At 68.6% G+C, this 14,096-nt stretch carries 11 protein-coding genes; 7 read left to right on the forward strand and 4 right to left on the reverse strand.

Features of this window, described 5'->3' with window-relative positions; genetic code table 11:
- Positions 1-206: 206 nt before the first annotated feature.
- Positions 207-1,853: a glycoside hydrolase family 13 protein gene (locus EV643_RS33290; RefSeq protein ID WP_133804159.1), complete on the reverse strand. Its 1,647-nt coding sequence runs from the start codon at positions 1,851-1,853 to the stop codon at positions 207-209.
- Positions 1,854-2,037: 184 nt separating this feature from the next.
- On the opposite strand from EV643_RS33290, the gene sucC reads away from it, so the two are divergent.
- Together sucC and sucD are read left to right on the forward strand one after the other, a co-directional pair.
- Positions 2,038-3,210: an ADP-forming succinate--CoA ligase subunit beta gene (gene sucC / locus EV643_RS33295; protein ID WP_133804160.1), complete on the forward strand. Its 1,173-nt coding sequence runs from the start codon at positions 2,038-2,040 to the stop codon at positions 3,208-3,210.
- Positions 3,211-3,222: 12 nt separating this feature from the next.
- Positions 3,223-4,113 (forward strand): succinate--CoA ligase subunit alpha, encoded by an 891-nt coding sequence (sucD, locus tag EV643_RS33300; RefSeq protein ID WP_133804161.1) that lies wholly within the window; start codon positions 3,223-3,225, stop codon positions 4,111-4,113.
- 72 nt (positions 4,114-4,185) lie between these two features.
- Here the strand turns inward: sucD and EV643_RS33305 are convergent, their stop codons facing one another.
- Positions 4,186-5,529: a hypothetical protein gene (locus tag EV643_RS33305; RefSeq protein WP_238165961.1), complete on the reverse strand. Its 1,344-nt coding sequence runs from the start codon at positions 5,527-5,529 to the stop codon at positions 4,186-4,188.
- Between the two features lie 142 nt (positions 5,530-5,671).
- Here EV643_RS33305 and EV643_RS33310 point away from each other — a divergent pair, with 142 nt between their 5' ends.
- The 5 genes from EV643_RS33310 (at position 5,672) to EV643_RS33330 (ending at position 12,003) form a co-directional block, all read left to right on the forward strand.
- Positions 5,672-6,922: a cell division protein PerM gene (locus EV643_RS33310; protein ID WP_133804162.1), complete on the forward strand. Its 1,251-nt coding sequence runs from the start codon at positions 5,672-5,674 to the stop codon at positions 6,920-6,922.
- A 10-nt stretch (positions 6,923-6,932) separates the two neighbouring features.
- Positions 6,933-7,568, forward strand: coding sequence for a phosphoribosylglycinamide formyltransferase (purN, locus tag EV643_RS33315; RefSeq protein WP_238165962.1), 636 nt, complete (start codon positions 6,933-6,935; stop codon positions 7,566-7,568).
- Positions 7,565-9,124 (forward strand): bifunctional phosphoribosylaminoimidazolecarboxamide formyltransferase/IMP cyclohydrolase, encoded by a 1,560-nt coding sequence (gene purH, locus EV643_RS33320; RefSeq protein WP_133804164.1) that lies wholly within the window; start codon positions 7,565-7,567, stop codon positions 9,122-9,124. The genes purN and purH overlap by 4 nt, the downstream gene beginning before the upstream one ends.
- A gap of 205 nt (positions 9,125-9,329) precedes the next feature.
- On the forward strand, positions 9,330-10,853 hold the full coding sequence (locus EV643_RS33325) for a peptide ligase PGM1-related protein (protein WP_133804165.1): 1,524 nt from the start codon (positions 9,330-9,332) through the stop codon (positions 10,851-10,853).
- Between the two features lie 253 nt (positions 10,854-11,106).
- The gene (locus EV643_RS33330) at positions 11,107-12,003 is read left to right on the forward strand and encodes a trypsin-like serine peptidase (RefSeq protein ID WP_202869874.1); all 897 of its coding nucleotides are present in this window, start codon (positions 11,107-11,109) and stop codon (positions 12,001-12,003) included.
- Between the two features lie 48 nt (positions 12,004-12,051).
- Here the strand turns inward: EV643_RS33330 and EV643_RS33335 are convergent, their stop codons facing one another.
- Both EV643_RS33335 and EV643_RS33340 read right to left on the reverse strand, forming a co-directional pair.
- On the reverse strand, positions 12,052-12,462 hold the full coding sequence (locus EV643_RS33335) for a peptidase inhibitor family I36 protein (RefSeq protein WP_133804167.1): 411 nt from the start codon (positions 12,460-12,462) through the stop codon (positions 12,052-12,054).
- Between the two features lie 590 nt (positions 12,463-13,052).
- Positions 13,053-13,991, reverse strand: coding sequence for an SMP-30/gluconolactonase/LRE family protein (locus EV643_RS33340; RefSeq protein WP_133804168.1), 939 nt, complete (start codon positions 13,989-13,991; stop codon positions 13,053-13,055).
- Positions 13,992-14,096: the final 105 nt, after the last annotated feature.

The following is a 14,096-nucleotide window of genomic DNA, read 5'->3' on the forward strand; positions in this document are numbered from 1 at the left end:
GGATCGGCGGGCTCGCGAAGATCGGGATCGGCGGGACCGGGAGGACCGGGACCGCCGCGACCGGGAAGAGCGGGATCGCTGGGAACGGGACGAACGCGATCGCCGCGATCGCGAGGATCGGGACCGGCGAGATCGGGACCGCTACCGGTAGCAGTTGCAGTGCCGTCAGGGGCTGGGACCTTCGGGGTTCCAGCCCCTGACGCGTGTCAGACCTGCAGCCAGACGGCAGCGTCCACGGGCAGCTTGTCGTCGTCCAGCGGTGCACTGGACAGCAGTACTGCGGACGCGGGCGGCAGCGCGACCGGTTCGTCGCCGAGGTTCACCACACACCGGAAGCCGGGGTCGCGGGTGAACGACAGCACACCGGTAGGTGCGGTCTCGTCCCACACCATCCGGCCGTCGCCCAGGGCCTCCTGGTCGTGGCGGATGCGGAGTGCGGCCTTGTAGAGGTTCAGGTGGCTCTCCGGGTCGGCCGTCTCGGACTCGGCGGTCAGTGGGGCCCAGTCGGCCGGTTGCGGCAACCAGGGCTGCCCGTCACCGCCGAACCCGTACGCCGGTTCGCTGCCGCTCCACGGGATGGGTACGCGGCAACCGTCCCGGCCGCGCACGGTGCGACCGGACCGCTCCCAGGTCGGATCGTCCAGTACGTCCTCCGGCAGATCCTCGACCTCGGGCAGTCCCAACTCGTCGCCCTGGTAGATGTACGCGCCGCCCGGCAACGCGAGCTCGAGGAGAACGGCTGCCTTGGCGCGACGCAGTCCGAGTTCCAGGTCGGTGGGCACCGTGCCGGCGGGCATCGACGCGTCCTTCTGGTCCCGGCCGTACCGGGTGCGGTGGCGGATCGTGTCGTGGTTGCTCAGCACCCAGGTCGCCGGCGCGCCGACGGCCCAGAAGTGCTCGGTGGTGTGGTCGATGACCTCACGCAACTCCTCCGCGTCCCACGGACACTGGAGCGCATCGAAGTTGAAGGCCGAGTGCAGTTCGTGCGGCCGGACGTACTGCGCGAGCCGGTCGGCCGGGGACAGCCACGCCTCGGCGACGAAGACTCGCGGGCCTTGCGGAGTGTCGGCGTACTCGTCGGCGATCCGGCGCCACCGCTGGTGGATGTCGTGTACGCCGGGCTGGTCGTACGTCGGATGGCCCTCGTACTTGTCCCGGCTGACCTCGCCGTCCGGGGTCGGGACCACGTCCGGCAGCGAGGAGTCCTTCGCCATCGAGTCGGCCACGTCGATCCGGAATCCGTCCACGCCACGGTCGAACCAGAACCGCAGGATCGAGTCGAACTCCTCGATCACCTTCGGGTGATCCCAGTTCCAGTCCGGCTGGGAGATGTCGAACAGGTGCAGGTACCACTGCCCGTCCTCGATCCGGGTCCAGGCCTGCCCGCCGAAGGTCGCCGGCCAGTTCGTCGGCGGCAGCGAGCCATCCGGCCCCTTGCCGTCGCGGAACCAGAACAGCTCCCGCTCGGGCGAACCCTTTCCGGCCGCCAGAGCCGCCTTGAACCACGGGTGCTCCCAGGAGCAGTGGTTCGGGACCAGGTCGATGAGGATCCGGATCCCGAGCGCGTGCGCCTCGGCGATCAGTGCGTCGGCGTCCGTCAAGGTGCCGAAATCGGGGTTGATGCCCCGGTAGTCGGACACGTCGTACCCGCCGTCGAGCAGCGGTGACGGGTACCACGGGCTGATCCAGATCGCGTCCACGCCGAGGTCGGCCAGGTACGGCAGCCGGGCCCGGATCCCGTTCACGTCACCGGTACCGTCCCCATCGGCGTCCGCGAACGATCGCGGGTACACCTGGTAGACGACAGCACTACGCCACCAGTCGTCAGCTGGTCTGGTTGTTCCATCAGTCATGCGCACCAGCCTGTCACGATCCGCAGGAGGGTTGTGAGAGTCGTCTCAGCGTGTACCCCGGGTGTTGCGGTGCTCGCCGGAGTGGCTAGTCTCGGGCCGACGGAACGCGCCGGCGACCGTGCCTCTCTTCACGCACCGCAGCCTGCCGCGGACGACTCGTACAGGCAGAGAGGGAACCACACTCGTGGATCTGATGGAATACCAGGCGAAGATGGTCTTCGCCAAGCACGGCGTGCGGACGACCGTCGGTGAGGTCGTCACCACGCCGGAACAAGCGCGCGCCGCGGCCGAGAAGATCGGCGGCCGGGTCGTGGTCAAGGCCCAGGTGAAGACCGGTGGTCGCGGCAAGGCCGGCGGTGTCAAGCTGGCCTCATCGCCCGACGAGGCGGAGGAGCAGGCCCGCGAGATCCTCGGTCTGGACATCAAGGGTCACATCGTCAAGACGCTGAACATCGTGCCGGCCGCGGCGATCGCGGAGGAGTACTACTTCTCCTTCCTGATCGACCGGGCGAACCGCGACTACCTCTGCATCGCCTCCGCCGCCGGCGGCATGGAGATCGAGGAGGTCGCGCACACCAACCCCGAGGCGGTCGCGAAGATCTCGATCGACCCGGCCACCGGTGTCGACGAGGCCAAGGGCCGGGAGATCGCGGAGCAGGCCGGCTACCCGGCCGACGTACTGGACGCGGCCGCGGTGGAGATCGCCAAGCTGTACCAGGTCTTCATCGCCGAGGACGCCTCGCTGGTCGAGGTGAACCCGCTGGTCAAGCTCGCCGACGGCAACGTCGAGGCGCTCGACGGCAAGGTCACCCTGGACGAGAACGCGGACTTCCGGCACCCGGAGCACGCCGAGTTCGAGGACGCCTCGGCCGAGGACCCGCTGGAGGCCGCGGCCAAGGCGAAGGGCCTGAACTACGTCAAGCTGGACGGCTCCGTCGGCATCATCGGCAACGGCGCGGGTCTGGTCATGTCGACCCTCGATGTCGTCGCGTACGCCGGGGAGGAGTTCGGGGGTCAGAAGCCGGCCAACTTCCTCGACATCGGAGGCGGAGCCTCTGCCGAGGTGATGGCGAACGGGCTGGAGATCATCATCTCAGACGCCCAGGTGGAGAGCGTTTTCGTCAACGTCTTCGGCGGGATCACCGCCTGTGACGCGGTGGCGAACGGCATCGTGCAGGCGTTCGAGCTGCTGGCCAGCCGCGACGAGCACGTCGACAAGCCGATGGTCGTCCGGCTGGACGGCAACAACGCCGAGGAGGGCCGCCGGATCCTCGACGAGGCGAACCTGCCCGGCCTCGAGCGGGTGGACACGATGGACGGCGCGGCCAAGCGGGCCGCCGAGCTGGCAGCGAAGTAGGGGACAACGGACATGTCGATCTTCCTCAACAAGGACAGCAGGGTCATCGTCCAGGGCATGACCGGTTCCGAGGGGACCAAGCACACCACCCGGATGCTTGCCTCCGGCACCAACATCGTCGGCGGCGTGAACCCGCGCAAGGCCGGCCAGAGCGTCGACTTCGACGGCAAGGACGTGCCGGTCTTCGGTACCGTCGCCGACGCCGTCAAGGAGACCGGCGCGAACGTGTCGGTCATCTTCGTGCCGCCGAAGTTCACCAAGGACGCGGTACTCGAGGCGATCGAGGCCGCCGTCCCGCTGGTCGTGGTGATCACCGAGGGTGTGCCGGTGCACGACACCGCCGCGTTCTTCGCCGCCGCGCAGGCGTCCGGCACCACCCGGGTGATCGGCCCGAACTGCCCCGGCATCATCACCCCGGGCGAGTCGAACGCGGGCATCATCCCGGCCGACATCGCCGGCCAGGGCCGGATCGGCCTGGTCTCGAAGTCGGGCACGCTGACGTACCAGATGATGTACGAGCTGCGTGACTTCGGCTTCTCCACCGCGATCGGTATCGGCGGCGACCCGATCATCGGGACGACGCACATCGACGCGCTGCAGGCGTTCCAGGAGGACCCGGACACCGACGCGATCGTGATGATCGGCGAGATCGGTGGTGACGCCGAGGAGCGGGCGGCCGCGTTCATCAAGGAGAACGTGACCAAGCCGGTGGTCGGATACGTCGCCGGGTTCACCGCGCCGGAGGGCAAGACGATGGGCCACGCCGGCGCCATCGTGTCCGGCTCGTCCGGCACCGCGGCCGCGAAGCAGGAGGCCCTCGAGGCCGTCGGCGTCAAGGTCGGCAAGACGCCGACCGAGACCGCCAACCTGATGCGCGAGATCATGCAGGGTCTGTCGAAGTAGCAACACCTCGTACTACGGGCCTGTGGCCGGGGCAGCTGCCTCAGCCACAGGCCCGCAGTACGTGTGGCTGGACTACTTGAAGGCGGCGGAGCGCTCGGAGGCGCGGGTGAGGATCTCGGTGAACGCGGTGTCGGTGATGTCGAGGTTCTTCAGCACCGGGTAGAGCACGTAGATCGACCGGGTGCCGGAGACCGCGATCCCGATCCGGTAGGTGAAGATCTTGCCGCCGCCGGTGTCGTAGCTGACCTTCCACGCCTCGCCCTTGACCGTGCTCAGGGTGAGCGTGCCGGTGTTCTTCACCTTGGCGTTCGAGGTCGTCTTCTGGCAGTTGTCCACGTTCTTGCGGATCAGCGTGACGAAGGACGCGGCGGCCGTCTGGTTGGCGAACTCGGCGACCGTGGTGTCCAGGCCGAACTCGGTCGGCACCTGCGCCTCGGGGACGACGTACGTCAGCGCCTTGGACTTGGTCGACTTGGCCTTCTTCAGGTCGATCTTCTCGCAGCCGGTGCCGGTCCGGATGCCGCTGCTGACGCTGACCCAGGGCTTGTCGACGCTGCTCAGCACCGGCAGGTCGATCGGCGCCATGAACCCGGGCGGCTCCTGGCTCGGCAGCAGGGCGGCCTTGGCGGTGAGGTTGCCGGTGCCGCAGTCCGCGCCGGCGTCGGCACAGATCCGCTTCAGGCCGGCGCTCGCGGTCGCGAGCACGCCGTCGGGCTTGGGTGGGGTGCCGCCGGTGCTGTCGTATTCGAGCACCATCGTCGCCTGGCCGGCCGTCGTCACGCTGACCGTGCGGTACTTGTTGGTCAAGCTGGCGGTGGGCTGGCCGAAGATCGCGATCACGCCGCGCTCGCCGAGCCCCTCGGTCGTGTAGCTGGCGACCAGCCGGACCTGGGGGGTGTTGCACTGGCCCAGCCAGCCGGTGATCGTGCTGTACGCCTTGTCGGCGGCGCTGGTGTCGTTGGAGACCTCGACGTACTGGACCGCGGTGTCCTTGGTGGTGGCGTTGCGGAAGGTGCGGACCCAGGTCCGTACTCCGGCCGGGTCGGCGAACCGCTGGGCCTGGCAGACGAAGGACTTGTCCGGTGAGCCGCTGCCGTCCGCGGTCCCGGCGACCGCCCAGGCGCCGGTGCTGGTCAGGGGCTTGGCCGCGGTGCCGTCGATCAGCACCTTCGCGTCGGCGAGCAGGTCCCCGTTGCCCTTGTCGCCGTCCTTCTGGTTCTGCACCGCGGACTTGGCGCCGCCGGGGGTGCCGCCCCCGCCGAACGCGTTCACGACGGCGAGCCCGCCACCACCGATCGCGATCACCGCGATCGCGCCGACACCGATCAGCTGGTTCCGGCGGCGGGCCTTCGCGCGCCTCGCCTCGCGCGCCGCTGCGCGAGCACCGCCCCGCGGTGCCCGATGGGAACCAGACACTAGCTTTCGTCCTCCTGACTGATCCACCCGACGGTACCCGGTGGCCTGGAATGATCCAGCGGCAAGCCAGCCCGGCGAAGTCTTCCATATCCGGCGTGTCAGAACGAGCGGTCCCCCGGCAGCGGGCGACCATGGAGGTCAGATGACCGACACTCTGAGCCGTCCGGGCGCCCGTGACGGCGGACCACACCAGGCGCCCGGGCCCGCCCCTGTCGTGCCGGCCAAGCCGGTGGTGGTCGCGGCTGTCGTCGGAGCCGGGGCCTGCCTGCTCGCCGGTCTGCTCACCTGCGCCGCGGTCGCCGTGATCGGCTGGCTGGCGGCGACCTTCGGTGGTGCATCCAGTGCGGTCCGGGCCGGTGCCACGGTGTGGTTGGTCGCTCACAAGGCCGCTGCCACGCTTGGTGATGCGTCGATCACCATCGCACCGCTCGGGCTGACCTTGTTCGTCCTCTGGTGCCTGTATCGCGGCGGCCGGTTCACCGCCCGGGTCTGCGCGGCCGACCGGACGAAGGATCTGCTCACGGCGGCGCTGGTGTTCGCGGCGACGTACGGGCTCGGTGCCTTGATCATCGCCCTGCTGACGTCTGACGGGGCCGTGAAGGTGTCGCCGTTGTCGGCGTTCCTGGGGGCGGCGTCGCTGGCGATCGTGGCGGGGACGGCTGGGATCTTGGTGGAGTCGGGGGCCTTCGAGGATCTCGCGGACGCGACACCGAACGGTTTGCGGGATGCGATCCCGGCCGCTGTGGCCGGTGTGCTGACCGTGTTGGCCGTCGCGTCGGTTCTATACGCCGTGCTGCTGGCGATCCGGTTCTCCCGGGTGACCGGGATGCTGGAGCTGCTCGACGCCGGGATCGTCGGGTCGGTGGTGCTGTTCGCGATCTGCCTTGCCTTGTTACCGAACGTGATCATGTACGTCGTGGCGTTCCTGGCCGGGCCTGGATTCCAGTTGGGTGTTGGGACCACGATCGCCCCGACCGGGGTCGACGTGGGGAATCTGCCGGCGCTGCCGTTGCTGGCCGCAGTACCGGCTGACGGGGCGACGCCGACGTATCTGCTGGCCTTGACCGCCCTGGTGCCGTTGGTTGCGGGGGCCGCGGCTGGGTTGGTGGTTGCCCGGCGGGGTCTTGCGGCCGAGGATTCGGATGCCCTCGGCTGGGATGCGTTCGCGCTGCGCGGTGGGATGGCGGCCTTGCTGGCGGCTGTGGTGCTGCTGATCCTCATGGTGTTGTCCGGGGGGTCGGCCGGGCCGGGGCGGATGGCGTCGGTCGGGGTTGTGGGTGCGCTGCCGGCCGCCGGGGTGCTCGGTGCGGGGATGGCGATCGGGGCCGCGATCACCGCCGGCCTGCTGGCCGCCCGCCGCCCGGCTGAAGATGGGGCCGAGGCCGGGCGATAAGGTTCGGTGCGTGACAGACCCGGTTGCGCCTTCTTCGCCTGCCCCCGCGCGGCTCGTCGTCCTCGTCTCCGGGTCCGGATCGAACCTGCAGGCTCTGCTCGACGCCGGCCAGGACCCGTCGTACGGCGCACAGGTGGTCGCCGTCGGCGCGGACCGGGACGGGATCGCGGGGCTCGACCGGGCGACGGCGGCCGGCGTACCGACTTTCGTACACAAAGTGAAGAACTACGCCGAGCGGGCCGACTGGGATCGCGCCCTGACCGCGTCCGTCGCGCAGTACGAGCCTGATCTGGTCGTGTCGGCCGGATTCCTCAAGCTGGTCGGCGAGGCGTTCCTGGACGCTTTCGGCGACCGGTACATCAACACGCACAACGCGCTGCTGCCGGCCTTCCCCGGCATCCACGGACCGCGCGACGCGCTCGAGTACGGCGTCAAGATCGCCGGCGCGACCCTGTTCTTCGTCGACCGCGGGGTGGACACCGGGCCGATCATCGCCCAGGTCGCCGTACCGGTCGAAGACGACGACACCGAAGAAACCCTGACGGAGCGGATCAAGGACGTCGAACGCCGCCAACTGGTGGACTGGGTCGGCAAACTGGTCCGGGACGGCTGGACCATCACCGGACGAAAGGTCAGAACGAAGTGAGCACCGACCGCAGGCCGATCCGCCGGGCGCTGATCAGCGTCTACGACAAGACCGGTCTGGAGGAGCTCGCGCAGGCGCTGCACGCCGCCGGGGTCCAACTGGTGTCGACCGGTTCCACGGCGGCCCGGATCGCGGCGACCGGTGTACCGGTGACGAAGGTCGAGGAGCTGACCGGATTCCCCGAGTGCCTCGACGGCCGGGTGAAGACGTTGCACCCGAGGGTGCACGCGGGGTTGCTGGCGGATGTTCGGCTGCCGACCCACGTGGAGCAGTTGGCCGAGATGCGGGTCGAGCCTTTCGATCTTTTGGTGAGCAACCTTTATCCGTTTACGGAGACGGTTGCTTCGGGTGCGTCCGTTGACGAGTGCATCGAACAGATCGACATCGGTGGGCCGTCGATGGTCCGCGGTGCGGCGAAGAACCACGCGAACGTTGCCGTGGTGGTGTCGCCTTCGCGGTATCCGTTGTTGCTCGAGGCCCTTGCTTCCGGCGGGTTTTCGTTGGAGCAGCGGCAGTTGCTGGCAGCGGAGGCGTTCGCGCACACCGCGTCGTACGACGTCGCTGTCGCTTCCTGGATGGGGAGTGTGCTCACCGACACCGGTGAGGGTTCTGGTTTCCCGGCCTGGACCGGAGCGACTTGGGAGAAGGCCGCGGTCCTGCGGTACGGCGAGAACCCGCACCAGCCGGCCGCCCTCTACCGTCACTGGCGCGGCGGACTCGCGGCCGCGGAACAGCTGCACGGCAAGGAGATGTCGTACAACAACTACGTCGACGCCGACGCGGCCCGGCGTACCGCCTTCGACTTCACCGAGCCCGCGGTCGCCATCATCAAGCACGCGAACCCCTGCGGTATCGCGGTCGGCAAGGACATCGCCGAAGCACACCGCCGCGCGCACGAGTGCGACCCGGTGTCGGCGTACGGCGGTGTGATCGCGACGAACGCACCGGTGTCAGTGGAGATGGCGAAGCAGGTCGCCGAGATCTTCACCGAGGTCCTGGTGGCGCCTTCGTTCGAAGACGGTGCGGTCGAGATCCTGCAGGGCAAGAAGAACATCCGGCTGCTGCTCAGCCCCGCTGATGCTCATCCGGACGCGGTTGAGTTCCGCGGGATCAGCGGCGGCGTACTGATGCAGCACGTCGACCGCTTCCAGGCTCCTGGCGACGACCCTGCTTCTTGGCAGCTGGCGGCCGGACAGGCTGTTTCTGAAGAGGTGCTGGCCGATCTCGCCTTCGCCTGGAAGGCCTGCCGCGCGGTCAAGTCGAACGCCATCCTCCTCGCCGCCGACGGAGCCTCGGTCGGTGTCGGCATGGGGCAGGTCAACCGCGTCGACTCCTGCCGCCTGGCCGTCTCCCGAGCCGGCGACCGTGCAGTCGGATCGGTCGCGGCGTCGGATGCCTTCTTCCCATTCCCCGACGGCCTCGAGGTTCTGATCGAAGCGGGCGTCCGCGCAGTCGTCCAACCAGGCGGCTCCATCCGAGACGACCAGGCCATCGAAGCAGCCGAAAAGGCCGGCATCACCATGTACTTCACAGGAACCCGCCACTTCTTCCACTAGTACGTCGGCAGACGTCGTCCGCTCATGTCGACGGACGGGGACCGTGATCAAGGTCGCGGGGGCTTGAACATGTCCCGTTGGTGTTGACGGTCCCCAGTTGGTGTTGACGGTTGGCGGCTGCGGCGGTTCTTGCACTGAGGGTGGCGGTCGGTGACCAGGGGTTGTTGGGGTCGACAGGGTGGGGTCTGGGGCGGATGCTGCAGGTGTGTCCTTGGGGGAGGGCTGGCAGATGCTGGGATTCGCTGAGCTGCAGCGTCAGCTGGGTCCGGTCTGGGCGATGAACCGGCCGGGCGGGGCGCCGCATGTGCTTGTTGCGCTGCCGTCGTTCAGCCTCGGTGAGACGATCCTCGCGCACTACACGTCGCGGATCCCGGCGCTGGAACACCGCTATCTGCTCGCATCGCTGATGCTGCCCCGGATCGAGACCTGCGAGATGGTGTTCGTGTGCTCGCAGGCACCCGTGCCCGAGTTCGTGGACTACTACATCTCGCTCGCACCGCGGTCCCGGCGCCATAGTGCGCGTGCTCGCCTGCGGGTGCTGACGGTCGACGACCCCACGCCACGCTCGATCGCCGCGAAGCTTCTCGACCAGTCTGACCTGCTCGACCGGCTCCGGGCCTCGTTCGCCGGCCGGCCCGCCTTCATCGAGCCGTGGAACGTCACCGGCGACGAGGTCGAGGTGGCCCGGCGACTCGGCGCCCCGATCAACGGGACCGCGCCCGAACTGTGGCCGCTGGGGTACAAGAGTGCCGGCCGGCGGTTGTTCCGTGCTGTTGGGGTGCCGACGCCGGCCGGGCGGGAGGGGATCCGGAGTGTCGCCGATGTCCGCGCGGCGATCGACGCAGTACTGGCAGAACGGCCGGCTGCCGAGGGGGTCGTCGTCAAGCACGACAACAGCGGCTCCGGTGATGGGAATCTGGTTGTGCCGCTGGTCGATCTCGCCGGTCGGCGCTTGTCCGGCGACGCCATCCGCTCCCGGGTCGCCGCGATGCCGGCCTGGTACCAGGCAGACCTGGCCCTCGGCGGCGTGGTCGAGGAGCTCGTCACCGGTGCCAGGGCCGCGAGTCCGAGCGTGCAGATCGACATCTCGCCCTACCGTGAGGTGACTGTCGTCGCGACCCACGAGCAGGTCCTCGGCGGGGAGACCAGGCAGGTCTACATGGGCTGCCGGTTCCCGGCCGACCCCGCGTACGCGGCCGAGCTGGCGAAGTACGGAGAAGTGATCGGCCGGCACCTGGCGGACCGTGGGGTGGTCGGCAGACTGAGTGTCGACTTCATGGCTGTCGCGGACGACGCCGGCCGGTGGGATCTGTACGCCCTGGAGATCAACCTGCGCAAGGGCGGCACCACACATCCGTACGCCGCGCTGCGGAATCTCGTCCCGGGCAGCTACGACACCGGCGCCGGGACCTGGTACGCGGCGGACGGTACGCCGCGCTGCTACGTGGCGACCGACAACCTCGTCGATTCGTGCTGGCTGGGACTGCCACCCGTTGACGTGATCCGAGCGGTGGCCGCGTCGGGCCTGCAGTTCGACCGCCGTACCGGCGCCGGGGTCGTCCTGCATATGCTGTCCTGCCTCGCGATCGACGGCCGCCTCGGCCTCACCGCGATCGGCCGGTCGCGCGAGCACGCCCAGAGCCTGTACGACGCGACCGTCGCGGTGATCGCTGAACTGGCCGGCCAGATCATCGCCTCGCTGACCGAAGAGCCAGGCGTCCCTGGCTGACGGTGGTTGCTCCGTACCCATCGCGCAGGCGGCGAAGTCTGTTGGTGAGGGCGATTTCGGCTTAGGGTCGGCACTCGAAGTGACGGGGTGGTGACTGTGTGCACCAGCCCGGCCAGATCTGTCCCGTGAGAGCGGCCGGCGCCCACCGGCCGGGAAAGAGTGGCTGCTGATGAATTTCCGTCTACGTACAACCCTGCTTGCATCCGCCTGTGCTGTTGGGCTTGCCGTGACGTCGGCCTCGGTAGCGGGTGCCGTGCCGACTGCCGAACCCGCGCCCGCGAAGGCGACCGTCCATCGGGCCGCGGTGACGAAGGCCGAACAGTCCACGGTGTCGGACTACTGGACGCCGGAGCGGATGCGGTCCGCTGTTCCGATGGATCAACTGCTGAAGCCCCGGCAGCGTTCCGCCGGTCTGCCCGCTGTTGGCAAGCCGACGACGGTGCTTCCCACCGGGGTTGTCGGGCCAATGGCGTTCCCGAGTGGGGGTGCGCCGTGGACCGGTGGTGGCAAGATCGTTGCCACCGAAGGGCGGGTGTTCTTCACGTACACCGGCCGTACGGCGTCCTGCAGTGGTACCGCGGTGACGAGTGGGAACGAGAGCACGGTGATCACCGCCGGGCATTGCGTGAAGCTGGACGGGGCGTTCCACACCAACTGGGTATTCGTCCCGGCCTACAACAACGGCAGTACGCCGTACGGAACGTGGACCGCCAAGAAGACCTACGCGACGCCGCAGTGGGTCGCCAGTGAGGACATCAACTACGACGTCGGCGCGGCTGTGGTGAACCCGTTGAACGGCCAGAACCTGACCGACGTGGTCGGCGGCCAGGGGATCGCGTTCAACCAGGCGCGCGGCCAGAACATGTACGCGTTCGGGTACCCGGCCGCCTCGCCGTACGACGGCAGCCGGCTGATCTACTGCAGCGGGTCGACCTTCAACGCGTTGATCTCCGAGGGGATCGGGATGACCTGCGACATGACCGGCGGCTCCAGCGGCGGCGGCTGGTTCCTCCAGTTCAGCGAGTCGACCGGCGCCGGCATTGTGAACTCGGTGAACAGCTACAAGATCAACTTCATCCCCACCTGGATGTTCGGCCCGTACTTCGGCACCGACGCCCAGAACCTCTACAACACCGCCCAAGCCGGCTGACCCCCCACGCGGGCCGGACCCCTCACGGTCCGGCCCGCTCCGAAAGGATCAGCAGCCGGAGGTCCAGAGGTGGGAGTCGTAGTCGTTGTCGTCCATGCTCCAGTCGAGCCACTCTCCGCGGTCCATGCAGAAGGCGAAGCCCTTGTAGTTCACGTCGTAGTAGATCGCGACGACGTCCTCGGAGTGCTCAACGCCGTTGTTGTAGATGGTTTCGGCGTTGTCGTGCATGCCGTCGTCGCCCCACCACGCGTCGTCGCCTTCCCACTGGGCGCGGTGGCCGGTGGCGTCGTCGTCGGCCCAGGCGCAGAAGTAGCCGGACGGGCAGTCGCCGAGCGCGGTGCCGGCGGCGATCGCGGGGACGGTCGTGGCGAGCAGGGCGACGGCGCCGAAGGTGGCGAGGAGTTCGCACAGGTCGCCTCGGTCAGCGTGGCGGCGATCTGGGCTGCTCGGATCGCGGATCCAGAAGCGCCCTTCGTCCGTACTGCGACCAACGAGGCCAGCTCGCCGGGATCGTCAGCGGCGTACCCGTGTCGGCGAACGCAGCCGGCCCAGTCCTTCATCGCCTCCGCGTACGCCGGGTCGGCGCGAACCTGAGCGGCGACGAAGTACGGGAGTTTGTCCGTGATCCGGCGCGCACTGAACCACCGCGGCAGATCGTCGTACAGGGCCCGCCGGGCGTCGGCGATGCAGCCGTTGTCGCTGGTCCAGAGGCGTTGTCCGCCGGTTAGCTCGACCGAGATCTGGCGGCCGGTGCCGAGCAGTTGCGCTCGCCAGACCTTCTGCCGTTCGGGTGACAAGGACTTCAGGTACGCCGAGGACGGGGCGGCCGTCCTTGGTTTCTGGGCTGCATATCCGTTGACCCGGGCCCACGCGACATCATCGACGACGTACGGGAACCTGCGCTCGCCGGACGACTTCGGCGCGATCTGCGAGGAGCCCCACAACGGGGAGACGCTTGATCCGCATGCGACCGAACGTATGCAGCCAGGCTACGCACCGCGATCTTTACGGTCCCGATCGAACTGACCCCGAACCCGAGGTACAGGCGGTCAGGGCTTCTGCAGTTGTACTACGTCGAAGTCGGTGCCGGGTGGGGCGCCGGGGCCGAACGGTGGCGGGAATCCGACGTCGAAGCGGCCGTTGACGAATGCGAGCAGGCTGCCGTGTTCGGCCAGGGTGGTCGGGACGCGGAACAGGTCACTGGTGAGGGTTGCCGTGATCTCGCCACTGCTCAGGTCGGGGCTGAGTTCGAGCTTGACCAGGCGTTCGGCGAAGTTCTCCAGCACCCAGAGGGTCTTCCCGTCCAGCAGGATGCCATCCGGTGCCCCGGTGATGGCGCCGCCGGTCACCGCGATGTCCCGGCTGGATCCGGTCTGCGGGTCGACGGTCATCACCGCGCTGAGGGCCGAATGGCCGACGATGAGGAACGAGCCGTTGCGGGGACCATCGATGCCGTTCAGGTTGACGGCGTTCGGGATCATCTCCGCCGCAGGCCCGGTCAGCGTGATCGTCTGCGGCGTACCGATGTCGCCATTCGGTGCGATCGGCACCTTGTACAGCACCGGGTTGAACGAGTCGGTGAAGTACGCCCCGTCCCTGGTCACCACGACGTCGTTGAGGAGGTTCGGGCCGGTGGTGAGGGTCAAGTCGGCGATGGTGGACCCATCCCGGGTGCTGTAGACGTACGCGTGGCCGGTCGGGCCGCCGGCCACCCACAACCGGTGCTGGTCCTCGTCCACCTTCAAGCCGACGGCGACACGTCCCGGCGGTGCGTCGACGAAAATGGCACCCTCTCCGGAGCGAAGACTGCCGCGATAGATGTCGCCGCTGGTGAGCGAGCCGGCGTAGAACGTGCTGCCGGTCCCGACCGCGATCCCCTCCGGTTGGAAGTCGATCGGCAGCGGTACCGAGGCCGGGAACGGCCGGGCCCCGGCGACTGTCAGTGCGAAGACCGTCACGATCAGCGCAAACCTGCGAAGAAGCGTCATGACGTGAGCCCCCAATACCGAGAATCCCCTTGTTTGAAGGTAGATCCGGCCTGACGGAGGTGTCCAGGCCGAGGGTCGGTCCCACCGGCTGGACGGATTTCGTGA

This window comes from Kribbella caucasensis (assembly GCF_004361855.1).
In the GTDB taxonomy this organism is placed as follows: Bacteria; Actinomycetota; Actinomycetes; order Propionibacteriales; family Kribbellaceae; genus Kribbella; species Kribbella caucasensis.

Coding starts and splice junctions, on each gene's coding strand:
- EV643_RS33290 (WP_133804159.1), bottom strand. CDS start 1,853: ATGACTGATGGAACAACCAGACCAGCTGACGACTGGTGGCGTAGTGCT.
- sucD (WP_133804161.1), top strand. CDS start 3,223: ATGTCGATCTTCCTCAACAAGGACAGCAGGGTCATCGTCCAGGGCATG.
- EV643_RS33310 (WP_133804162.1), top strand. CDS start 5,672: ATGACCGACACTCTGAGCCGTCCGGGCGCCCGTGACGGCGGACCACAC.
- EV643_RS33340 (WP_133804168.1), bottom strand. CDS start 13,991: ATGACGCTTCTTCGCAGGTTTGCGCTGATCGTGACGGTCTTCGCACTG.